22 protein-coding genes are annotated in these 21,416 nt (G+C 38.3%); 11 read left to right on the top strand and 11 right to left on the bottom strand.

The genetic code is table 11. From position 1 onward, the window contains the following. Positions 1 to 59 precede the first annotated feature (59 nt). From EHQ47_RS13910 to EHQ47_RS13900, 3 genes are read left to right on the top strand one after another with little or no spacing between them, the layout of a single operon-like run. Complete coding sequence (locus tag EHQ47_RS13910; protein ID WP_135749771.1) at positions 60 to 1,031, top strand: FecR family protein; 972 nt, start codon at positions 60 to 62, stop codon at positions 1,029 to 1,031. Then, complete coding sequence (locus tag EHQ47_RS13905) at positions 1,028 to 2,641, top strand: LIC10124 family lipoprotein (RefSeq protein WP_135777394.1); 1,614 nt, start codon at positions 1,028 to 1,030, stop codon at positions 2,639 to 2,641. Before EHQ47_RS13910 ends, EHQ47_RS13905 begins: the two co-directional genes overlap by 4 nt. Then, complete coding sequence (locus tag EHQ47_RS13900) at positions 2,638 to 6,231, top strand: tetratricopeptide repeat protein (protein WP_135777393.1); 3,594 nt, start codon at positions 2,638 to 2,640, stop codon at positions 6,229 to 6,231. The genes EHQ47_RS13905 and EHQ47_RS13900 overlap by 4 nt, the downstream gene beginning before the upstream one ends. Before the next feature lie 50 nt (positions 6,232 to 6,281). On the opposite strand, the gene trmB is transcribed toward EHQ47_RS13900, so the two are convergent. Then, entirely contained in the window at positions 6,282 to 6,941 is a 660-nt protein-coding gene (gene trmB / locus EHQ47_RS13895) for a tRNA (guanine(46)-N(7))-methyltransferase TrmB (RefSeq protein ID WP_135777392.1), read from the bottom strand. A gap of 48 nt (positions 6,942 to 6,989) precedes the next feature. On the opposite strand from trmB, the gene EHQ47_RS13890 reads away from it, so the two are divergent. After that, positions 6,990 to 7,937 carry an MBL fold metallo-hydrolase gene (locus tag EHQ47_RS13890; RefSeq protein WP_135749775.1) on the top strand — a complete coding sequence of 316 codons (948 nt, stop codon included), beginning with the start codon at positions 6,990 to 6,992 and terminating at the stop codon, positions 7,935 to 7,937. 74 nt (positions 7,938 to 8,011) lie between these two features. On the opposite strand, the gene EHQ47_RS13885 is transcribed toward EHQ47_RS13890, so the two are convergent. Then, positions 8,012 to 9,046, bottom strand: a complete 1,035-nt coding sequence (locus tag EHQ47_RS13885) for a hypothetical protein (RefSeq protein ID WP_135749776.1) — start codon at positions 9,044 to 9,046, stop codon at positions 8,012 to 8,014. Positions 9,047 to 9,102: 56 nt separating this feature from the next. Beyond that, entirely contained in the window at positions 9,103 to 9,477 is a 375-nt protein-coding gene (locus tag EHQ47_RS13880) for an LIC_13246 family protein (RefSeq protein WP_135749777.1), read from the bottom strand. Positions 9,478 to 9,555: 78 nt separating this feature from the next. Here EHQ47_RS13880 and EHQ47_RS13875 point away from each other — a divergent pair, with 78 nt between their 5' ends. The 3 genes from EHQ47_RS13875 (at position 9,556) to EHQ47_RS13865 (ending at position 12,898) form a co-directional block, all read left to right on the top strand. Further along, on the top strand, positions 9,556 to 10,122 hold the full coding sequence (locus EHQ47_RS13875) for a hypothetical protein (RefSeq protein ID WP_208727448.1): 567 nt from the start codon (positions 9,556 to 9,558) through the stop codon (positions 10,120 to 10,122). Positions 10,123 to 10,167: 45 nt separating this feature from the next. Further along, positions 10,168 to 11,379 (top strand): NADP-dependent isocitrate dehydrogenase, encoded by a 1,212-nt coding sequence (locus tag EHQ47_RS13870; RefSeq protein ID WP_135749779.1) that lies wholly within the window; start codon positions 10,168 to 10,170, stop codon positions 11,377 to 11,379. Between the two features lie 268 nt (positions 11,380 to 11,647). Then, on the top strand, positions 11,648 to 12,898 hold the full coding sequence (locus tag EHQ47_RS13865) for an adenylate/guanylate cyclase domain-containing protein (RefSeq protein WP_135749780.1): 1,251 nt from the start codon (positions 11,648 to 11,650) through the stop codon (positions 12,896 to 12,898). 19 nt (positions 12,899 to 12,917) lie between these two features. On the opposite strand, the gene EHQ47_RS13860 is transcribed toward EHQ47_RS13865, so the two are convergent. The 4 genes from EHQ47_RS13860 to EHQ47_RS13845 form a co-directional block, all read right to left on the bottom strand. Then, positions 12,918 to 13,637, bottom strand: coding sequence for a glycosyltransferase (locus EHQ47_RS13860; RefSeq protein ID WP_135777391.1), 720 nt, complete (start codon positions 13,635 to 13,637; stop codon positions 12,918 to 12,920). A 104-nt stretch (positions 13,638 to 13,741) separates the two neighbouring features. Next, on the bottom strand, positions 13,742 to 14,575 hold the full coding sequence (locus EHQ47_RS13855) for a hypothetical protein (protein WP_135777390.1): 834 nt from the start codon (positions 14,573 to 14,575) through the stop codon (positions 13,742 to 13,744). A gap of 125 nt (positions 14,576 to 14,700) precedes the next feature. After that, the gene (locus EHQ47_RS13850; RefSeq protein WP_244290360.1) at positions 14,701 to 15,507 is read right to left on the bottom strand and encodes a rhomboid family intramembrane serine protease; all 807 of its coding nucleotides are present in this window, start codon (positions 15,505 to 15,507) and stop codon (positions 14,701 to 14,703) included. Continuing rightward, positions 15,456 to 15,887: a putative immunity protein gene (locus EHQ47_RS13845; RefSeq protein WP_135777388.1), complete on the bottom strand. Its 432-nt coding sequence runs from the start codon at positions 15,885 to 15,887 to the stop codon at positions 15,456 to 15,458. Before EHQ47_RS13845 ends, EHQ47_RS13850 begins: the two co-directional genes overlap by 52 nt. Positions 15,888 to 16,078: 191 nt before the next feature. Here EHQ47_RS13845 and EHQ47_RS19860 point away from each other — a divergent pair, with 191 nt between their 5' ends. Both EHQ47_RS19860 and EHQ47_RS13840 read left to right on the top strand, forming a co-directional pair. Beyond that, on the top strand, positions 16,079 to 16,369 hold the full coding sequence (locus EHQ47_RS19860; protein ID WP_244290359.1) for a hypothetical protein: 291 nt from the start codon (positions 16,079 to 16,081) through the stop codon (positions 16,367 to 16,369). After that, positions 16,366 to 17,172 carry a GAF domain-containing protein gene (locus EHQ47_RS13840; protein WP_244290358.1) on the top strand — a complete coding sequence of 269 codons (807 nt, stop codon included), beginning with the start codon at positions 16,366 to 16,368 and terminating at the stop codon, positions 17,170 to 17,172. Before EHQ47_RS19860 ends, EHQ47_RS13840 begins: the two co-directional genes overlap by 4 nt. 79 nt (positions 17,173 to 17,251) lie before the next feature. On the opposite strand, the gene EHQ47_RS13835 is transcribed toward EHQ47_RS13840, so the two are convergent. After that, complete coding sequence (locus EHQ47_RS13835) at positions 17,252 to 17,617, bottom strand: DUF4180 domain-containing protein (RefSeq protein WP_135749785.1); 366 nt, start codon at positions 17,615 to 17,617, stop codon at positions 17,252 to 17,254. A 218-nt stretch (positions 17,618 to 17,835) separates the two neighbouring features. Here EHQ47_RS13835 and EHQ47_RS13830 point away from each other — a divergent pair, with 218 nt between their 5' ends. Beyond that, complete coding sequence (locus EHQ47_RS13830; protein ID WP_135777387.1) at positions 17,836 to 18,180, top strand: ArsR/SmtB family transcription factor; 345 nt, start codon at positions 17,836 to 17,838, stop codon at positions 18,178 to 18,180. Next, complete coding sequence (locus EHQ47_RS13825) at positions 18,177 to 18,692, top strand: SRPBCC family protein (protein ID WP_135749786.1); 516 nt, start codon at positions 18,177 to 18,179, stop codon at positions 18,690 to 18,692. Before EHQ47_RS13830 ends, EHQ47_RS13825 begins: the two co-directional genes overlap by 4 nt. Before the next feature lie 191 nt (positions 18,693 to 18,883). Here EHQ47_RS13825 and EHQ47_RS13820 read toward each other — a convergent pair whose 3' ends face one another. The 3 genes from EHQ47_RS13820 to EHQ47_RS13810 all read right to left on the bottom strand — a co-directional run bounded on the left by EHQ47_RS13820 (position 18,884) and on the right by EHQ47_RS13810 (position 21,411). Next, the gene (locus EHQ47_RS13820) at positions 18,884 to 19,507 is read right to left on the bottom strand and encodes a YiiX family permuted papain-like enzyme (protein ID WP_425269576.1); all 624 of its coding nucleotides are present in this window, start codon (positions 19,505 to 19,507) and stop codon (positions 18,884 to 18,886) included. Positions 19,508 to 19,578: 71 nt separating this feature from the next. Beyond that, on the bottom strand, positions 19,579 to 20,283 hold the full coding sequence (locus EHQ47_RS13815) for an SDR family NAD(P)-dependent oxidoreductase (RefSeq protein ID WP_135777386.1): 705 nt from the start codon (positions 20,281 to 20,283) through the stop codon (positions 19,579 to 19,581). A 54-nt stretch (positions 20,284 to 20,337) separates the two neighbouring features. Then, positions 20,338 to 21,411 (bottom strand): alpha/beta hydrolase, encoded by a 1,074-nt coding sequence (locus tag EHQ47_RS13810; protein WP_135777385.1) that lies wholly within the window; start codon positions 21,409 to 21,411, stop codon positions 20,338 to 20,340. Between the last annotated feature and the right edge of the window lie 5 nt (positions 21,412 to 21,416).

Raw genomic sequence — 21,416 nt, 5'->3', positions numbered from 1 at the left:
GAGTTGCCAAGCACTCAGTTGTTATCTATTCTTAGAAGAAGATTTCCGGAGGAAGGAATATGAAACGTGCAATGATCAATCGGTTGTCGGCATTAGGATTTGTGGCGGTTTTTGCCATAGTTTTTACTGCTTGCCAAAAAGATTCTAAGGAATCTGTAACAAATGTTACAGAGAACACAAAACAAGAAAGTAATGTTGTTGTTGCCTTTGTGAAAGGTGACGTGGTTGTGATCCGCGAGAGTGGGCAAGTAAAACCAAACTTAGGTGACGTTTTAACTTCCAAAGATACCATAGTCACTGGTCAAAACGGTTCTGTGGAAATTCTTGTGGGCGAAGACGGAGTACTTAAGTTAAACAAAAACACATCTCTTAGCGTAAGCCAAGCGTTTGCAGCAAACGACGGATCTCGTGAAACAGAAGTGAATATGCAATACGGAAAACTTGTAACAGTTTTACGCAAAGAAAGAAAAACAGAATCTTTCAGCATCGTAACTCCTACTTCGATTGCGGGTGTTCGTGGAACCATCTTTCTTACCAATGTTGAAAATCCATCTGCCAAAGGTGGGAACGTAGCTTGTGGATCTGGAAACTGTGTTGTTAAATATACGGTTCTTGATGGAGCAGTTGCCATTCGCAAATCCAATTCAGAAAATGAAATCGTAGTCGACAAACAGAAAGTAGCTGAAGTCGGAAATGAAACTAAACTTTCTGATAAAATGATCAAACCAATGGACAAACAATCTTTATCTGAGATGAAAGAAATGTTGGCTTTTGAAAACACTAAGATGTTACAGTTTGAGTCTCTTGCAAACGAACTCCGAACTAACAACGAAGAACTTCAAAAATTAAACATTGGATCTTCTGCAGAAGAGTTGGAAAAAGCAGCTAGAACTCGTGAAATTACAAAATCAAAATCTGATGAAGTAATCAAAACGGCTAAGTCCATCGAAGATTCAAAATACATCAAAAAAGATGTTCAAAAAGATTCCCTAAAATTAGCTCCCAAAGAGAGTTTTGATAAGACGAAATGAGATATGTTTATTTACCGGTCCTTTGTTTTTTAGTCGGTTATTGTTCTTCGGTCACAAAGATCGAAACACTGAATCGAAGTTTTACAAAACCTAAGTTCGTCACACCTCTTCCGGGTGAATCGGAACCCCTTCCTTCGGGTAGAGATTACAAAGAACGACTGGTAAATAAATCCACTCCACATTTTTCACTCCTCTGGAAACAAGTTCCAGAGGGGTTTTCTAAATCCGATTTATTGTTATTAGAAGAGAAAGTTCTTTTCCCTCACAACAAACTGGGGTTATATAAAAAAGCTCCCAAAGATCCCGATCTTAAATTTTCCGAATCCTCTGATTTGGATTTGTTATTAGAGTTAACTCTTACAAAAAATGCGGAAAGACTTTCCGTTGAGGTTCAATATAAAGATCCAGTTCTTTCACAAAACTATGGAAAGGCGATTTTTGTGTACCAAGAAGAAAAAGAACCGGTTGTTAAGTCCTTAAAAACATTTGATGTATTCCATGGCAAAAGACAACTCCAACCTCTAACAGGAAGTGTACCTTCCTACTTTGCTGAAGTTTCCTCTCCTTCCGATGATGACCTTCGTTCTTATTTTACTTCTTCCTTACGAGGAAATGTTTCTGTATTCTCCACTTCTCCGGGAACCACCATTTATTTGGATGGAGTCGAAGTGGGTAAGGCTCCCTTACTTTCTTACCAACTCATCAATGGAAAACATTCTCTTTCCTTTGCAAAACCTGGCAAAGATCCAGTAAAACGAAATATCTTAATTCGGGCAGGCAAAACAACTCGTGTGTTCCAAGAGTGGAGTGATGATATTTCCCAAGGAACCATTGTGATCTCCAGTTTTCCTCCAGGGCTAGATATTGTAGTCGATGGTCAGAAAAAAGGTAAAACACAATATGCTGAATCAGGTGTACCTTACGGCAGTTATCCGATCCAATTCATCCGAACAAAAAATGACTCTCATTTTGAATATGCAAAAGCTGGAATTAAAATAAGACCCAAACAAATTACTTCCATTGCGTTACCCATTTCCCTAGAGGACGGTGTGGGTTGGGAATCAGAAGAGTTTTGGAACCTCACTTCGGCATCTCCGAACTTTTCTGCAACTTTTCCGGGCAAACTTACCTTTGCAAAAAACAAAGACCTCCCTGCCGGTTGGTATGGAGTGTATTCTGAAGACCTTATTCCTGATTATTTAGAAGCCGAACTTGTGTTAGATCTTGTGAAAGATTTGAACGGTGCTGTTGGTCTTTCTTTTACTGACCACAATCAAAATGCCATTTTAGTTTACGTGGATAAAACAGATTTTCATATTATCAAATTTTCTTCGGAAGAAAAAGATGCTCCTGTTCGTTCTTCGTATCGTTGGGACAAAGAAGATGAACTCAAAGGAAGATCTGTAAAACTATCCACTGATATCGAAAAGAAACTGATTCGGTTGTCCTTAGGGAATAAAATGGTAGAAGAACTTCCTTGGAATTTTGAAACGTTTTGGAATATAGGCGTATTAACCCCACATAACGCTCCTATTACGGGCACACCCCTTCGCGGTGTAAAAATACGATATCCTGATATGGTTAAGTTTGAGGAAAGGCTCCAAAAATGAGACAACTTAGTTTTTTAATCTTCACCTGTGTTTTGTTTGTTGGTTGTCAGTCTCGAGATTTTAAACCAGTCACTGTCAAAGATCCCGTGGTGGAAAAATCCGATGTTTCGGATCGCCAAAAAATTGAAGAAGCAAGAGCTCTTGTGGCAGATGGAAGTAATGAATTTCAAAAAGGAAATATGGACTCTGCTTTAGAAAAGGCAAAGGCCTCCATCCAAACATTCGAACTCATTGATGGTTATTCTCTGCTTGGTTCCTCCTACTATCAGTTAGGTGATTATGAGAATGCAAAACTTGCTTTTGAAAAAGGCAAAAACATAGATCCTAAAAATGAAAAACTACTCATTGGTCTTGGAACAGTGCAATCCACTTTGGGAGAAAATGAAGAAGCCCTTTCTACCTACCAAACCCTAAGCCAACTCAAACCTGAAGAAACCATTTATACATACAAAACAGGTATCCTTCTAAAAAACTTAGGTCGATACCAAGAGAGCCTTGTGGTTCTCAAATCCTTGGAAACAAAACCAGAATTTCCGTATCCTATTGAACTTCTCAACCAATTGGGTGATGTTTGTTTAGAACTAAAAAGATATGAGGAAGCAGAAGCTTACTTTGCTAAGGCGGAAAAACTCAATCCCGAACTAAAAACTGCCAAAGATGCGAAACTTTCTACAAAGATTGCCTCTCTCATCCAACGTGGTAATGATTTTTTAGCCAAAAAGAATTATGCTGAGGCCACTTCCGAATTTAAAAAAGCTACGGATTTACAACCTCAAAATGGATCTTTATGGTCTTTTTTAGGGAATGCGCAGTTATTAAATGGAAAACTCAAAGAAAGCGAAGATAGTTTTAAAAAATCCATTTCATTGTCTGATACAAATCCCAGTGGATATGTAGGTTTATGTAATGTTTACATCCAAACACATAACTATTCTGATTGTTTGAAAACATCCAAACAAGCTGGTGCAAAAATTCCTAAAAATGCTGAGATTCGCAACAAACAAGGGATATGTGAGTGGAAATGGGGTGAAACCAAAAAAGCCACTCTTAGTTTTCAAGATGCTGCGTCTTGGGATCCTAATTTTTTTGAACCTAAACTCAATTTGGCGTATGTGCTGATTGATTCTGGACGTTTTGATGAAGCTCTGGATGTATTAAAAAAAGCAGAGTCTCATCCCAAAGCAAAGAAGGAAGAGATTCGCAAAGCAAAAGTCTTAGCCGAATCACAAAAGTACATTGCTAGTGGTGATGCCTTCTTACGCCAAGGAAAAAGAAAACAAGCCTTTGATGAGTATGGAAAAGCAATGGGTGTGAATCCAGAAAATCCTGCTGCACAAAATGCATTTGGTCGGGCTTATTTTGCGTTTGGAGAATATAAAAAATCGGAAAGCTCCTATTTAGAAGCTTACCGAATGGATTCTACAAACCCAGGTGCCTTACAGGGACTTGCTCGTGTGTATGCAAAAACTGGGGAATCCAAAAAAGAAAAAGAATACATCAAAAAACTCGAAATCCTCTCGGCAACAGATCCGTTTAGTGCGATCACTTTAGGTCGGATCGCAGAAGACGCAAGTAAGTGGGATGAAGCTGAGTCCATCTATATGGGGCTAAAGAAAAAATTCCCAAACAATGATGCTGTCGATTACCGATTGGGAAGTTTGTATTACAAACGTGCAGTGGAAGAAAACGCAAAAGAAAACTACTCCCGTGCGAATGACTTCATTCAAAAATCAAAAAAATTTACAAAAGACATTCCTGAGTTGTTAGAAACTGAAAAAACAGTGGCAGAGAACTCTCGTTTTGCGGAGATTTTGCCTTACGTAAAAGAAGGAAATTCCTTCTTCAACCGTAAAAAATATTTGGAAGCAGTCACTCCTTATCAAAAGGCTTATGACAAAGTTCCGAAAGCTTCTCTTCTTGTAAAAATTGCAGAATGTTACATCGAAAAAGGTGAAGAAGAAAAAGGTCTTGCCATTTTGGAGAATGCAGTTCGAACGAACAAAGAAAATGCAATTTCCTTTAAAGAAGGAATATACTCTTTTTATTATAAAAAAGGGGAACTAAAAAGAGCAGAAGACGGTTTTTATGATATCCTAAAAGAAAAACCTGATTCGTATTACGCCTATTATATGTTGGGTCTAGTCACCATGAAACGCAAAAACTACGAGGCGGCCATTGGTGATTTTGATCGTTCTATTTTGGTAAACCCTAGTTTTGCACCGAGTAATGTCGCTAAAGGTTTGGCATTTTATAAATTAAACCAACTGGAAAACGCAAAAAGAGAATTTGAAAAAGCAAGAGAGAAGGACTCTGAGTTTGGACTTTCCTCTTACAATTTGGCAATTGCTTATTTCAATGAAGACTTAACCAAAGAAGCAAAGTCCATTTTAGAATCAATTCGCAAATCCGATCCAGATTTTATGGATGGTGAGATCCAATTAGCCTATATCTATTACAAAGAAAACAAATTAGAAGAAGCAGAAAAAATCATTGAACATGTTCTCAAAGAAGAACCTTCTGCAGAAGCTTTATTTGCCCAATTTAGAATTTTGGACGCTAAACAAAAACAATCTCCATCTGATAAGGTCAAAGCCAAACGAAACCAAGTAAAAGAAAAAATCTTACGTGAATACGGAGAAACCAAATACGCAAGATTACTTCCTTCTGATGCTTTGGATGACGAACCATTACACGTAACAGATCTGAACCTTTCAGGAACTCCTGTTTCCACTCCAATTGTCTATCCAAACCGAATCATCGTAAACTATGGAACAGCACTTGTTGGTTATGACAGAATCACAAAAGAACTGGTTTGGAAACAATATACATCCACTCCATTTCAATTGTTAGTTGCAGGTAAGGAACTTGTTGGAATTTCCAACGATACAGCCACCAAAATTTATCCTGAGTCAGGAAAGATGACTTTTAAAAAACAGGTGTTAGTCGGATGGAAGGTCAAACAAGGAACTGCTGATGCAAATGGTTTTTTCCTTCTTTTGGAAAAAGAAAAGGGTGCGGACCGAAAGATTGTTAAAACAAATCCAAATTTGGAAATATTAGAAGAGTGGAACGGGAATGATTTTTTGAGTTTCTCTTACACGGAAGAAGGAAAACTTTTAGTCCTTCGTGATTTGAAAAAGGAATTCCAAATTCAAGTATTTACCATCGGCTCGCCAGCAGAGAAGGAAAAGAAAGTATCAAATCCTATTCTTAAAAAAGATGCGAAAGAATCGGCGCAGATCCTTGGTTGTGTCGAAGATGCTTGTTTGATCCAATTAGGAAATCAAATGTATCAGGGAACGGAAAAAGCAAAACTTTATTCCCTTGGTAGCACAGAATCCATTCGTTCAGTTGTGAAAAACCCGGAGTCATTACTGGTCAATACAGAGAATACCGCCTATCTTTGGAAAGGTGGATCTAAGTGGAAAGATTCCTATGACATTCAAGGGGACTTTTATTACCCATTAGATGGACTTGTGGTTGAAGGTAGGTCGAAAGAACTACTTCTCATCAAAGGAAGAGAAAAAACTCCTGTTCCTTGGAAGGGAGACAGGGATGGACTTCGTATCAGTACGGTAACTGTCGACTAACAATAATCCAATCGATATAAAACAAATGCATCTAAAGTGAATTGGAATATCTAATTCACTTTAGTTCGATTTATATAATAGATTCGTTTCCCTTCGTTTCTTTTTTCTGCTTCGAAAAAGGAAACCGGGAATCCGGGTCTTTCGAATTCGTATTCTTTTTTGTCCCATACAAATTTAGGAAATTTTCTAAATAAAGAAATCGTTCGTCTTGCATATGGGCCGTAATCGGTTGCAAACAATAACTGACCACCTGGTTTCAACAGATCGTAAATTTGTTCGAGCATGTGGCCTTGCATAAGTCTGTTTTTGCGGTGTTTTTTCTTTGGCCAAGGATCTGGGAAGTTGATGATGATTTTGTCAAAAATTTCTTTCTCAAGCAGTTCATCGAAAAACCACTGGAAGTTAACGGTCATATAGCGGATATTCTCCAAACCAAACGTTTGTCGTTGTTTTTCGGTGTGGATGATTCGGTTTACCTTCTTTTCCATCAACAAATAGCCTGTTTGGTGGTCATTCTTTGCCAATTCGATGGCAACTTCACCCCAACCCGATCCAAGTTCCAAAACAAAGTTTTGGATCTGGCCCGGGAAAGATTTTTTTAGGTCGATTTTTTTTCCCCGCTCTTTAGGTTGCAGGAGGTAGTCTGATTGATAGGAAGTTTTGGTAGTAAACTTCCAAAGTTTTTCTTGGATTTCTGGGCTAACTAACAAATGCATTCCTTCCGATGATGTATTGTCAGGATTTTTAAAAGGAACTAGATGAAAATAACTCTTTTTGGTGTTCGCGGATCACTCCCCACACCGATCTCTAAACCGGAACAACGGGAGAAAACTCTAAAGATTCTTCAGATGGCCAAAGAAGAGTGGAAAAAGGATCCCGCTTCTTTTTCGGAAGAGGAGTTTTTGAATCATTTACCGATTCCACTTTCCCAAGATTTGGGTGGGAACACAACTTGTGTATTCATTGAAGGGGATGGCGGCGAAAAAGTCATTTTAGATATGGGGACGGGTCTTCGGGTTCTCGGCAACCAATTGGCACCGCAGGCTTTTAGTGGGGAAGATATGGACATTCATATCTTGGTTTCTCATACACATTGGGACCATATCCAAGGGTGGCCTTTTTTTAAACCTGGTTATTCACCTTCTTGTAATATTCACTTTTACTCATGTATTGAAAACTTAGAAGAGAGACTAATCCGACAACAACATCCTGAAAATTTTCCAGTGACCTTACAACAAATGGCATCCAAAAAACATTTCCATCTTTGGAAAGAGTTTGAGTCGTATATGTTAGGTGGTCTAAAAATTATTCCTTTTGGACTTCGCCATCCTGGGTCTTGTACTGGTTATAGAATCCGTGAAGGAAATAAAATTTTCTTATTTTGTACTGATGTGGAATATCGGGAAGAAGATCGCGAACATTTACTCAAAATGAAACCGCAGATTGCTGGTGCAGATCTTATCATCATCGATGCTCAGTATAGTACAGCTGAGGCGGAAAAAAAATTAGGTTGGGGTCACACTGCTGTCAGCAAAGCTGTTGAGTTTGCAGAAATGATGGAAATTCGTTCCGTTGTTCTCACTCACCATGAACCGGATCATACGGACCATGAAGTGGCGAGGATTATTTTAGATGAAGCAAGATTGGTCAAACCCGGTGGAATGCAGGTTCATATTGCCCATGAAGGACAGAAGTTTATCCTTTAGAGTATCTGCTAATTTCCAACTAACGTTTGTATAGATGCAAGATACAAACGTTAATCTAAATAGAATTTTATAAATTATTCATTGATCAAATAATTGGAATGGTAACCTTTTGCTTCCCCAGACCAAATGGGACAATCTAATTTTAGATCGGCATACCAATGGATTTGGTAAGGTTTTGCAAAAAACAACTGAATAAAAAATCTTAAAAACGATGAGATATTCTCCAAGGCACTCATGGTTGCAATGGAGCGAGTTCGTTTGACAAGAAGAGAACATTTCCCTTCGTTAAAATATAAAACTTCTGTTTTTGGGATCGTATAACCAGACGTAGGTTCTTTTTCCCAATCCAAAACTTCGGCATGTTCCACAGTTCCTTCTAAAACCAGATGACCAGAATTGTCGAGAACGGCCACACGGCGAAAAAATCCTCCTGGAAAATCGGGAGTACCAATAAATCCTCCTGTAAAAATTCGGTATCCATCCTTAGTGATCGATCTGACAAGTTCCCATTTTTTGGAGTATTGATAAACGGGTTCATTGGAGAGGATATGTTCTAATCCTCCCACTCCTTTGATTTCTTCCGTAGTTTCTTTGTAACGAATTGTGCCAGTGGCTTGTGAATAGGAAAAGGGGATATCGGCTTGTACGAATTTACCCTCCTCTTTCAAAGGGAACCGCCCTTTGGAGATAGGAACAGAACCCCGTCTTGGTTTATAATCTAATTTGATTTCCCAATCCCCGTAGTTCATATAAAAAGAATAAATTCCGTTTTTGTATTCCATCCAGTTTTCTCCACTCCTTTGGTAGAACTGGCCTTTCTTAAATTCGTATTCATCGGAATCAAATTCGCGGGTGGAATAAAATACTGGTTGGTCTTTTGGTTTTAAAAGTAGCGATATACCATTGTTATGTGATCCTGGGCCAAAATTGCTGACAAGGAAGGTAGCAAAGAGATTGTATTTTTCATTTCGAAAGGTAAAGTTCCAGGCTTGCAGATAACCTTCATCGGGGAAGTGTTGGGTTTTAAAATCTTGGGCTAGTAGGTTTTCTTTTGGTAACAGAGTTATTAAACAAACAAACAAAGCTAGTCGAAAGAATTGCCGAAACACCGGCAAATCCTAACGGGGGTTTGTAAAAGAATCAAGGTTTTTCTTGGGGATTTCCTTTAAATGCGAAGGGTGCTCGGAAGGGTCAAAGCAAACAAGTCACCCAGACAAACGAGCGAAAAGACGGGATGTTCTGTATTGCCGATTTGTTTTAGCCTTTCTCTTTCTTCTGCGATTCCATCGATATGAATCCAGGTTTCAACCTGCTCTTCTGGCAAAACCCGACAGGCCACTTGGTATTCAAAAGGCCCAAGCCTTGAAAAAAAGATTTGTACCGATTCAGGAGAAGAATCGGCCAAATGGCGTCGGAAGGCATACTGTTTGGATTTGGTTTCGCCTCGCATTTCATAATAATGATTCAGAATTCGTAAGATATGTAAGAATTCTTCTTTTTTTGTCACAAGCTCACGCCAGAGGACTTCGGTTTCTTTCATGACTACCGGGGTGGAAGAAGTTTGACTTTGGTTCTTAAAAAAGGATTCGCACTTGAAAAATACTTTCCCCTATCCAAGATGAACGAAACAGGCATGGTCACGGAGATATTAGAAATATTCTGGAAAGAGAAACTCCGGTTTGCCCAATATTGTTTTGATGAATTGGCTCCTTTTGATGCCAAGGCCTTTACGGAGAAAAAGACCAGCGGAAAATCTGCTGAATGGACTCTCCAACAAATGATCTCTTACGATCGCAATTTTAGTTTTTTCCTCCCTCTCTCCTTACGTATCAGCGGATTTTTCTTTTTTACAGCTTTTAAAGATCAGGACATTGAAAAGGATCTGGAAGCCATCCGGGATCGGTATACACCGCCGGCATTCCCAACTCATTTTTGGGAAATTCAGATTTCCAAAGCAACAGATCTCAAAATCAAAGCGACCGACCCACAGGTAAAAGAACAATGTGAATCTTGGAAAGAGGTTCTCATTCGATTGGAATCAAAACTTTCCGGAATTTCTGAACGAGATGCTTATAGAAAAAGATATACATCCCTTACGGGAATTCATACCATTTCAGGAGCGATCAATAATTCTACCGAGTTTTGTCACTACCTTTGGAATTTGTATATGGTGAATTCCATATAAACGTATTTATGCGAATCAAAAATTGAATGAGTTTAGGAGAAATCAATGGGAAAAATTAAAGTAAAAACACCGCTTGTTGAGTTAGACGGCGATGAAATGACAAGAATTATCTGGAAAGAAATTAAAGATCGTTTCATCTACCCTTATTTAGACATCACTTTAGAATACTATGACTTAGGTGTAGAATACCGTGACAAAACAGATGACCAAGTCACAGTCGATTCTGCTAACGCGATCAAAAAACACGGCGTAGGTGTTAAATGTGCAACCATCACTCCAAACGCAGACCGTGTGAAAGAATACAACCTTAAACAAGAATGGAAATCACCTAACGGAACTATCCGTGCCATCTTAGATGGAACTGTTTTCCGTAAACCAATCATCATCAAAAACATTCCAGCAGCTGTAAACTCTTGGAAAAAACCAATTGCGATTGGAAGACATGCTTACGGTGATATCTACCGTGACGTTGAGATCCTTGTTGATGGCCCAGGAAAAGTAGAACTCGTTTACACAGATGCTTCTGGAAAAGAAAAACAAAGACTACTTGTAAATGATTTTAAAGCTCCGGGTGTTGCTCTTGCAATGCACAACTTAGATGAATCCATTAAGTCGTTTGCAAAGGCATGTTTCACTTATGCATTGTCTGAAAAAATCAGCATCTGGTTTGCAACAAAAGATACAATCTCTAAAAAATACCATGCTCGTTTCCGTGATATCTTTGATCAAATGGCGAAAGAACAAGAAGCTGCTATGAAAGCTGCTGGTATTACTTATAGTTACTACCTCATTGATGATGCCGTTGCGCAAATCATGAAAAACGAAGGTGGACAACTTTGGGCGATGATGAACTACGACGGAGACGTTATGAGTGATATGGTTGCTTCTGGTTTTGGTTCCCTTGGACTTATGACTTCGGTTCTTGTTTCTCCAGACGGAAAATACGAGTATGAAGCCGCACATGGAACAGTGACTCGTCACTACCGTAAATACCAAAAAGGAGAAACCACTTCTACAAACTCAGTGGCTTCTATTTTTGCTTGGACGGGAGCACTTGCGAAACGTGGGGAACTGGATGGAACTCCAGAACTCGTGAACTTTGCGCTTAAATTGGAAGAAGCAATCATTGAAACCATCGAAGGTGGTGAAATGACAAAAGACTTACTTTCTCTTTCTACAGCAGCTACTAAAAAAGAATTGGATACTTTCCAATTTATGGAAGCTGTACAAAAACGTTTGGATGCAAAACTAAAATAAGTTTGGCCAAATTCATACCCTGTCGATCGGCAGGGTATGATGTTTTAACATAATTTTCCCTTCCTTTTTTCCCCTTTTTTTCTAAATCAAATATTTCCTTGCAATTGGTCTGAGTGGTTGTAGATTCAATCTCCTTAATACAGAATAGAACATGGAAACACTGAAATTTTTAGAGAAATAATTTTTGTGAATTTCTGTTTCTGTGTTTCATGTAAAAAATAAACAGAAGGTGACTCACTTAAGTGAAGTTTGGAAGTCAAATAGGAAAATGATCGCTGATTTTATAGAATGGTATACGAACGAAATGCCGGAAGTGAAGTCTTCTGCAGACCTTTTTGATAAAGGAATTGGTTATTTACAAAGACAAGGTTTTCAAATTGTAAGAGTCAATATGGGAACGCGTACACTTCATCCGCAAGTGGAGTCTTTGTCTTATACTTGGGTTCCAAAAAACAAAATCGAATATTTTGATGATTCAACAACTCCTTTGTTACATTCAAGATCAACAATAGAATCTGAAAATGGATTTCTTCGGGAAGTGCGTTTTCGATTGGGATCATTGCAGACTTCTCAATTTGCGGTTAGCCCCGTTCAACATGTAATGTCTACAAGAAAGCCGTATTACTTTGGTTTTGCGGATCACAAGAGTGAAACACGTCCTTATCCCATTCTGGATGATTTGGCTCCGTTAGGTGCCACGGGATATTTGGCAGTTCCCATTCTACAAAAAGGGACAAGTTATGCTTTTTTAAGTTTGGTGACGGACAAACCAAATGGTTGGTCAACTGAAGAATGTAATTTTTTACATCAGGTTTTAAAAATCATTTCCTTACAATGGATGAATTTCATTCAGAATGAATTAACAGAATCATTACTAAGTATCTACTTAGGCAAACGAACCGGCTCCACCGTGTATTCGGGAAAAATTTATTTGGGGGAACTCGACAAAATCAAATCAGTGATTTGGTTTTCTGACATTCGTAATTATTCTGGGATGAGCGAAAAATTGTCTCCTTCTGAGATCATACAGTTGTTAAATGATTATTTTGGCTTAGCGATCCCACTCATTGAAGCTCATGGCGGGGAAGTTTTGAAATTGTTGGGAGATGGAATTTTAGCTGTATTTCCATATTCCGAATCTAATAAAACCTTTGTTGGTAAAAAAGTGCTTCTCGCTGTTAGAAAGTTAGGGGAAAGATTGTTTTCGCACAACCAAACCAGAGAATTAGAAGAAAAACTACCCATCCATCATGGTGTTGGTTTGCATTCAGGGGAAATTCTTTATGGAAACATTGGCTCTACGGAGAGACTCGATTTTACAGTGATTGGGGAAGCAGTAAATTTAACGAGCCGCATTGCTGGGATGTGTGGGGAATTAGGGAAAGCAGTTTTGGCCTCCGAAAGTTTGGCAGAACAAATTCCTGTTCGATGGGAAGAACTTGGGGAACACAAATTAAAAGGGATTAGTTCCCCAAAAAAGATATTTGCCATCTCGGAACGTATGAAGAGAACAATTTAGGATCTTGATTTCTATTTGGTTAATGAATGTTTCTATATTTCCAAACCGAGTAGACCACTCGAACGGAATCTCTTAAAAAACTAAATTTGGATCCTGGGATATCCTGCCAGTCGAGGGGGAACTCCACGATATTGAATCCATTTCTTATCAATAAAACTAATAATTGTGTATCCCATAACCAACGTAAGTCGGAAATTTTATGAATAGTCTGTTTGTACGCAGATTTTTTGAATATTTTGCAGCCACATTGAGGATCATACATCTGGATTCGAAACACAAGAGTAAAATAAAATGAAAAAATTCTGTTGGTAAGGTGTCGATAAAAAGACTTTTTTACATTTCTTCCCATCATGATAATTCGTGAACCAGCAAGTAAATCAATCTCAGGATGAAGGTTTATATGATTCCACGTGCGAAACACTTCCTCGGCTGGAGTGGCGCCATCAGCATCAACAAAACCAAAATAATTTCCTTTCGCAACGTTGAGTCCAAATTGGATGGCTCCTCCTTTTCCTAAATTGGTTTCATATCTTAATAATTGAATTTGAGGATTGGAAAGTAGATGGTTGATTTTCTGTTTTAAAATTTCGAATTCAGCAAGTGGACTTCCATCATCGACCACCAAAAAATCTACAGACTTAGAACCTTTGAATGTTTTTAAAAGAGATTCTAAGAATTTGGGAAGTCGCTCCGATTCACGGTAACACGGGATGACAAGACTAAGATGATTTTTAACCATGCGAACAGATAGAACGGATTTCCTAATTCCCTTCATGCAGTGGAATATATGGATAAAGGGAGATCAAGTAAATTACTAAGTCAATAAATTCTAAGTCAATTTCTTTACCGAACAATGACCCATTTGCCATTCATCCAACTTAAATAAAGAGGGATGGAAGCTCCTTTTTTGGAAGTAATGATGGGTTCTCCTTTATGATCCGTGACACTTAGGATTTGGTTGTTACACAGTAAGGTAAATTTGATGTTCTTAGTATTCAATTTCCAACTCGACCCAATGGCTTTTGTCATATCATTTATGGATTTGAGTTCATCTGCTTCTACATACGGATAATAACGAACTTCTGAAGTGTCTTGTGCACGAAACTGGATCATTGAAAGTATTTTTTTAGGATCCTTTGTGTTTAAAATTTTGGTAAATTCCGAGGCAAACTCAATTACCGAAGTTTCTTTTTCTTTTGTGAGTGAAATAGACTCTGCTTGTTTCCACAACTGACTTGGTGGATCAAAAGGTGGGTCAAATTCTAACTCAGTCCATTCTCCCAAGTTGGCTTGTGTTTGGTCCGGCCACTGAAAGTGTTTTAGAGGAATTCCTTCGTCAGGGAATTGTCCTTTTTGGCCTAAGATAAGTTTGACTTCTGCTTCTTTTGGCAGGCCTTCTTTTTGTTTGCCTTTCCTTTCTGTGAGCCGAATTTTAATTTTGTTTTTTCCTGGAATGATCCAGTAATTGATGTCTGCTTGCCCTGATGAATCCTCATTTGAAGATCCGTCTCGAACATCGTATCCGTTTGCGCTGATCTCTAAATTAATTGAATAGTTTTTGTAAGTGATGATATAATAACCTTCTTTAGGAAGTCCGAGAGAATTTGGATTTACTTCGCTAAAAATAGGCTGAATGCAGAGGGTTAAAACAAGAAAAAGGAACAAGATTCTTTGCATTTACATTCTCCAACCGTTAGGTATCGGAGGATACTAAACAATAGAAAAGAATTGTCGATGAGAAATTAAATGACTGAATCTTTTTTAAAAGAATTTAGAAATTAAAATCAATCGAAGGGATAAATTTATAGAAATTTTTTTCCATGACGATCGAAAAAGAAATTTGTATTACAAGTCGAACAGTGCAACCTACCATATTTTTTGGCCGGGATTGGATTACTGCAAGAAGGACAAAGGACAGTTTTATTGATAAAAGTCGATAGACGAATATTATGTTGCAGCCGATCTAAAAATTTGTATCGGATAAAGATTTGAGCGATGGTGACTCCTATTAAAAAGGTCATTACTTGGCCAGCATAAGTGCTTCTCGTATGGTTGTGAAATTCTACGATATAGAAATAGGTTTGGATGAGAATCCAAACGCTCAAACTGATTAAAATTGGCACATTGCGAAAACTAGCACGATCAAAAACCATAGTACTTTTTACGTTGGGGAAAAATACAAAATACATTCCTAAAAATCCAGAAATAACTCCAGAAGTCCCTATAATTGGTATAATGGAATTCATATGAGATATAAAATAAGTTAGGTTTGCGAGAATTCCAAAAAATAGAAAGAGAAGGAAAAAATAAAAATGTCCGACTACATCTTCTATATTGTCTGCAAACATATATAGATAAACTGCGTTGGTAAACCATTCAGAAAGGGAAGAGTTAAAGAAAAATGAAAAAAACAAACTGAAACCAAATTCTTTTTTTGGCGTAAACGCATATGACTCATAGTTGTCGAAGAACAACGTTAACATAATGAGAAAAATAAAACAAAAGGTTAAGATTGGTTTTCTAAAATTATGATTTGCTTTTTCGAATACAAACATTGTTAGCTGGCCTTGGACTCTGCCAATAATTGTAATAAATGATTGTATTGCCAATCCCTTTCTTTTCGGACAGAATGTTCGGGATTCAGATTTTCATTGGCTCTAAAGACTGCTTGCACGGAATAATTGGCAGCACCTATGGCATGGGTTTTTACATGGGCGGTGGCGACAGCTTGTCCGGCTGCCCGAGCCACAGACTTTTCTGGATGATCCATCTCTATCTTTCTTGCTGTAGCATGGGAATCCAAAGCAGCCTTTCGCACCACGGCCATGCTAAACTTCCCTGTCTTAATCCATTCTTTTAATACATTTAGGGCTTCTTTGGGATGATGATCCATACAATCGGAATTCTCATAATAGAAAAATACTCTTTCCACACAATCTAGCGCCCACCGAGCTGATGTTTTGTGGTCTGCCTGAGAGAGTAATTCCATAATTCGACTGTCTTTAGTTGCAATGCTAAATTTAGATTTTTAGCCATGTTCTAATCGTATCCGATCGATCTGTCTTTTAAAAGGATTTTAAAACCAGAGGTAAAACAAAAATGTAAAACCTAGGAGGATTCCATACAACCATTCATCTCGTTTTCGAAACAAGGTGCGATGGACAGAGAGAGGTGGTTTGTATGCTTTCTGAATTGGCTCCTAACAACTATTTTTCCGGAACTTCTTTAGCAGCAGAACTTGCTGATGACTTACATTCCTTTGGTTTGGGTTTGTCCTCTGAACATGTCTGGAACCAAACCGTAGAAACCATTGCAAGGATTCCTGAAATCATAACCACATGGATTTTGGAATGTCTCCCGAATCACAAAACTTTCGTTTGCTGGCTTTCCACAGTCGTTCGGATTTTTATATTCCTGATCTTGTTTCTAAATACTCTCTTCCTTGCCATCAAGTCGTGGATTCCAATATGATTTTTGAAAAGAATCTAGTAGGTGATGAATCTTTTTTTCAACCTCTTATCGAGGCCCTTCATGAAAAAACCTCTGCGATGTATTTGGGATATCTCATTCGATCGAATGTTGGGACTGTGATCGGAGTGATTGGAATGGTAGTAGAAGATAAGTTCAAACATAAATTTAAGAATCTAAAACTCATCGATGTGATTGCAGACCAACTTAGCCAAGAATTGATACAATTTAAAAATGAAAATTTGATTTCACAAACTTTAAATACTGCCTCTTTTGTGAAACATTCATTGGCAGAGTTGTTTCGGCTTCTCTCTACTAAATCAAACGATCTAACAACGATTTGCCGAAATTATCTACAAACGGGAACGAAACTTTTTGGGTTACCACTGGGACTCATAACTACCCAAATTGGGGAAAATTGGGAATATAGCCTAGTAGAAGGAGATGTACATGGGATCTATGAAGGAAAAAGGTTTTCCAAAGAAGAATCCAAATTTTCTACCCAAACCATTGTTGGTTCTGCCAATCTCTTAAATGATATTCGAGAGACCTCGGGTCAAAATGTTCGCGAACATTTATTGGAACTAGGTGTATCTTGTCTTATGGAGTTTCCGCTTACAGTGCATAACCAAACCATCGGGGTTTTGGGTTTTTATGGATTTAAGGATCAAAAAATTGACTCGATTGAATTATCCCAAAGAGTTTTTGAACTCATGGGGATAGGTCTTTCCAACACAATCGAAAAACATAATATTGATTTGTTATCGAAGATCGTTTTTTTGGAAAAAGAAAATCTAACGTTTTAGTGTGGTTTCACTGATTCTGTTTTTGTTTAAATAAGAAATTTCAAAACAAAAACAGATAAACCAGTCGTTGTTTCCTTCGTTAAATGACACTTAGACGGTCTATTGCTTCCTCTTCTGAATTCAGAAAAAAAACATCTCTCCCCGAATTCATTTCATAAATGAAATCACTGAGACTTTTACTGGAGTAAATAGAAAAATCACCAACGATAGCCAGTTTCATCCGGTAGTTGACAATTTTTTGTAATACGTTTCCGGCAAGGCCCGTTTTTAAATCGAAGAAGTCCGAGACAAGATGTGATTGTTTCAAAACAAAACGCTCGCATCCCGAATCGTATTGGATGGTGGCAAAAAAGTCTAGAGCCGTGGAGCCATTGGTGATCAGGGTTTCGTCCGAATCAACGACAGCAATTTCGATATTGTTTTTCCTGATTTTACGAATGTTCATTTGTATTTTCTTTTTCGTTTCTTTTTGATACTTTATGAGTTATCTAATATGTATTCTTTTTTTAGACAGGTTGGAATCAGATCCAACTAAAACTGATCCTTTGAAATCCTAAATCTCCCAAAAAAAAATAGGACATTCTATCCTTTTTGGATATTTTACTAAAAATTTGTTTGACATTTCCCAGTTATATATCCACTTTTTTATATAACTAATTAGTTATGCAAACTCTTGATGCCACATTCTCTGCTCTTGCTGACCCTACTCGTCGGGCGATTCTTATGCGCCTTGCGAAAGGGGACTTAACCGTTATGGAACTTTCCAAACCCTTTCGGATGAGCCAACCTGCCATCTCCAAACACCTTAAAGTTTTAGAAGAAGCAGGTCTTATTTCCACTACTGTCCGTGCCCAAGAAAGGCCTCGTCGTTTGGAAACAGCACCGCTTAAAACAGCAATCGATTGGATCGAAAAATACCGCCAGATGTGGGAAAAGCGATATCAGGGGTTAGATGGACTACTTGTCGAATTACAAACAATACAAACGAAAGGGGATAAGAAAAAATGAAATCGGAGAAAAATGTAGTAAAGATGGAACGTCGAGGTGAAACAGAAGTTGTGTTTAAAAGATACTTCGACGCACCAAGGGAATTGGTTTTTGATTGTCACACCAAACCGGAGTTAATGAAAAGATGGCTCATTGGTCCCGAAGGTATGGTTCTTGATACTTGTAAACAAGATCTGAAAGTTGGTGGCAAATACTTGTATCTTTATGCGGATAAAGACGGAAACAAATCTGGTGTATACGGAACATTTCGAGAGGTTGTCGTTCCTGAGAAATTAGCCAATACAGAAAATTACATTTTTGACATGTCAACTTTTGATCAAAATGCTCCTGAAGATCCGAATGCTACTTTCGAATCTCGTACGTTTACCGCTGAAGGGAATCGAACACTGATGATTCATCTCTGTCGTTATGCATCGCCAGAGGTTTGTAAGATGATGGTGGAATCCGGTGCGGCTGATGGTATGGCCGAATGTTATTTGGAACTTGATAAATTACTCGGAGAAATGGCTTAACATATAAACGTATGTGGTTAAATTAAACAAGGCGATTTGAATGCCTTGTTTGGTTATAAAACTAGATCTATGATTGAAAACTTGCCTTTCTATCCAAAAATTCTAGAGATAAATCCAACGATTCGAGAAATCATTTTCGAATTTTTGTAAAACTGGTAACGCGATTCACCTTAGGCAACTATCTATCAATTTCACTCTATCACAGTAATTAATTCGTTTGATTGGAACATATCAACGGGGGAGATGACTGGTTCAACATACGGAATATTTTTTCCATATCTTTTTTTCATGAGAGTTTGGACTGGTTTAGAAGATAAATCAAAGTCTCGTAAGGTTTTTAAATTTCCTAGTTGGATGCCTGTAAACTTGTCATAAAGTTTCCAAACAAGTTCCGTACAATAAATTCGATCATCCGACCACTCAAAGTAAAGATCATAATGTTTACCAAGTAAGGAATTACCATATTCTTTCATTTTTTGAATGGTCTCTGGTGTCAGTTTTGTTTTTGCATTACTGATGCGTTTAATCACATAATGGTTGTTTGTTCCTCTCCCAATGAATTTTGGGAGATCGGTGATTTTGACCGGTTCAATGGCTTCTAATACTTTGAATGTTTTTCCATATTGAAAGATAATCCCAACATGGGTGTATTTAGATTTCGTTGCTAATTTAATTGCTGTGGCTTGTTCTGACTTTGATTCATGAAAAATAATATCTCCCTCTTCTAACTTTGAAGTATCGATTGATTTCGCAAATATTGTATTTGTGGATATAATTAAGAGTAAAACTAGGAGTTTAAATTTTATGTCATCCATTTTAGGCCTTAGTCAAAATCATCGTACTTGTAGCGGAAAGCGATTGGATTAAAAGCATTGGCTTTGCCCACCTACCAAGGGATTTCTTTTTGATCCCGAAAGAATTTTCCCGTAGGCCCATTATCCGGTAAGGTGGCAGCCCAAACGATAGTCTCTGCCCCTTTTTCGACAGGCCTTGTGGCACTGGCACCACCCATATCGGTTTTTACCCAACCAGGACAAACCGAATTGATTTTAATATTTTTACCCACAGCTTCCCCGCTTGCTACATTGGTGAGGGCATTGATGGCTGTTTTAGAGATACGGTAGGCGGGATACCCACCGCCCATATCAGAAAGTTGTCCCATGCCTGAACTAACATTGACAATACGACCAAAATCATTCTGAATCATCATAGGTAGAAAAGTTTGGATCAATCGAAGGGGACCGTAAAGATTCACAAGAAGGGTTCTATGTAAGTCTTCGCTTGTGGTATCAAAGAAGGAACCGGGATCGGCAAAGATTCCCGCATTGTTTACGAGGATGTCTAATTTACCGAAACTCCCTGTGATGGTGTCAAGAGCCTCGCTGATGCTTTGTTCTTTCGAAACATCAAGAGAAAGGATTTCCCCTTTGCCTACAGCTTTTACTGCCGCTAAAGTATCTTCGGCCTCTCCCGGATTTCTAGCTCCAATCAGAACATAGATTCCTTGTTTTGCAAGATCGATGGAGACTTGTTTCCCTATCCCTCGGTTGGCCCCAGTGACAAGTGCGATGCGTTCCTTGGATGCTTTCATGGAATCAAATCTCCTTTGGTAGTTTTGCACTACCATTACATCTATAGACTGTTTTTACTTCGACTTAGAAAGTTCTGTGAGCCATTTTTCTGTTTGGGCCTCAATAAAAGCTTTGTCTGTGATCACCCATTTCGACATCAGAACATGCATTCCATTTTCCACGACCACCTTTCGGTTGAGTGGATTTGGAGTTTTATCTAATCCAAAGTTAGTATAACCTTCTAACATTTTAGGAACACTGGCCGTTGGGTCTTGTTCTTTTTCACTTTTATAGTAGTACAAGAGTAATGCGGGAGATGTTACTTTGCGAAACACAGCAGGAACTGCTGCATAGTTTTTTAAATCATTCACACCCACAAGGGCTGAATAGTATTGTTCTGGATACCAAAAGTTATTTCGTTCTGGCAACACCTTAGGATTGTTATTGTGGGCGGAGGATCTGACTTTTCCTTTGAGCAAATGAATGAAGGTAAGTCCACCGGGATAGTTGAGTATATTCAAACTTCCATCCACAGGTGCGTAAAATGGATTTGCTAATACGAGTCCATCCACTTCTTCAGGGTATTCAGAAGCAAGCCAAGTCGCAAGAAGGCCTCCCATCGAACTTCCAAACACAACCACACGATCCCCTTGGGACTGCATCATATATAATGCTTCCCGAGATGCATCTAAATAGTTGTTAAAGCTTTGGTCTCTTTGGTCTTCTTTGTTGGTTCCGTGACCCGGCAGACGTAGTAGGTAGGTATTGGCTTTAAATTTTTTGGCCAATTTTTCCATTACCTCTTCTCCTTCTGCACGAGAAGCACCAAACCCATGAATGTATAAAAATGCTAGGGGAGTTTTTTTACCAAAACTGATATAACGTTCTTCATTTCCTGGTCTATGGTTTTTACGTTTACTCTCGGCTAACTTCTCTTGGAAGTAAACTTCAAAGTTCGCATAACCTAAGTTTGCCTTTGGTTCGTATTTGGGACGACCCGCACAGGAAACTAGGACAAAGGAAACGGTGATGAGGAGAACAGCAGACAGCTGTCGGAGGTTGTGGAATAAAGAACACGATTTAGCCATACAAATGGAAAATTTTACAGTGTATTTGCTTTCTTGTAAAGAGAGAAAAACCCTTGGCACAGGAA

It is taken from the genome of Leptospira bourretii (assembly GCF_004770145.1).
Lineage (GTDB): Bacteria > Spirochaetota > Leptospiria > Leptospirales > Leptospiraceae > Leptospira_A > Leptospira_A bourretii.
Note: the sequence above shows the minus strand (reverse complement) of the source record. Positions and strands in the feature narration are given on the sequence as shown.

Bases quoted from the DNA above. Each gene is read 5' to 3' on its own strand.
- EHQ47_RS13910 (WP_135749771.1), top strand. From the start codon at position 60: ATGAAACGTGCAATGATCAATCGGTTGTCGGCATTAGGATTTGTGGCG.
- EHQ47_RS13905 (WP_135777394.1), top strand. From the start codon at position 1,028: ATGAGATATGTTTATTTACCGGTCCTTTGTTTTTTAGTCGGTTATTGT.
- EHQ47_RS13900 (WP_135777393.1), top strand. From the start codon at position 2,638: ATGAGACAACTTAGTTTTTTAATCTTCACCTGTGTTTTGTTTGTTGGT.
- EHQ47_RS13890 (WP_135749775.1), top strand. From the start codon at position 6,990: ATGAAAATAACTCTTTTTGGTGTTCGCGGATCACTCCCCACACCGATC.
- EHQ47_RS13880 (WP_135749777.1), bottom strand. From the start codon at position 9,477: ATGAAAGAAACCGAAGTCCTCTGGCGTGAGCTTGTGACAAAAAAAGAA.
- EHQ47_RS13875 (WP_208727448.1), top strand. From the start codon at position 9,556: ATGAACGAAACAGGCATGGTCACGGAGATATTAGAAATATTCTGGAAA.
- EHQ47_RS13870 (WP_135749779.1), top strand. From the start codon at position 10,168: ATGGGAAAAATTAAAGTAAAAACACCGCTTGTTGAGTTAGACGGCGAT.
- EHQ47_RS13865 (WP_135749780.1), top strand. From the start codon at position 11,648: ATGATCGCTGATTTTATAGAATGGTATACGAACGAAATGCCGGAAGTG.
- EHQ47_RS13860 (WP_135777391.1), bottom strand. From the start codon at position 13,637: ATGGTTAAAAATCATCTTAGTCTTGTCATCCCGTGTTACCGTGAATCG.
- EHQ47_RS13855 (WP_135777390.1), bottom strand. From the start codon at position 14,575: ATGCAAAGAATCTTGTTCCTTTTTCTTGTTTTAACCCTCTGCATTCAG.
- EHQ47_RS13845 (WP_135777388.1), bottom strand. From the start codon at position 15,887: ATGGAATTACTCTCTCAGGCAGACCACAAAACATCAGCTCGGTGGGCG.
- EHQ47_RS19860 (WP_244290359.1), top strand. From the start codon at position 16,079: ATGCTTTCTGAATTGGCTCCTAACAACTATTTTTCCGGAACTTCTTTA.
- EHQ47_RS13840 (WP_244290358.1), top strand. From the start codon at position 16,366: ATGATTTTTGAAAAGAATCTAGTAGGTGATGAATCTTTTTTTCAACCT.
- EHQ47_RS13835 (WP_135749785.1), bottom strand. From the start codon at position 17,617: ATGAACATTCGTAAAATCAGGAAAAACAATATCGAAATTGCTGTCGTT.
- EHQ47_RS13830 (WP_135777387.1), top strand. From the start codon at position 17,836: ATGCAAACTCTTGATGCCACATTCTCTGCTCTTGCTGACCCTACTCGT.
- EHQ47_RS13825 (WP_135749786.1), top strand. From the start codon at position 18,177: ATGAAATCGGAGAAAAATGTAGTAAAGATGGAACGTCGAGGTGAAACA.
- EHQ47_RS13820 (WP_425269576.1), bottom strand. From the start codon at position 19,507: ATGGATGACATAAAATTTAAACTCCTAGTTTTACTCTTAATTATATCC.
- EHQ47_RS13815 (WP_135777386.1), bottom strand. From the start codon at position 20,283: ATGAAAGCATCCAAGGAACGCATCGCACTTGTCACTGGGGCCAACCGA.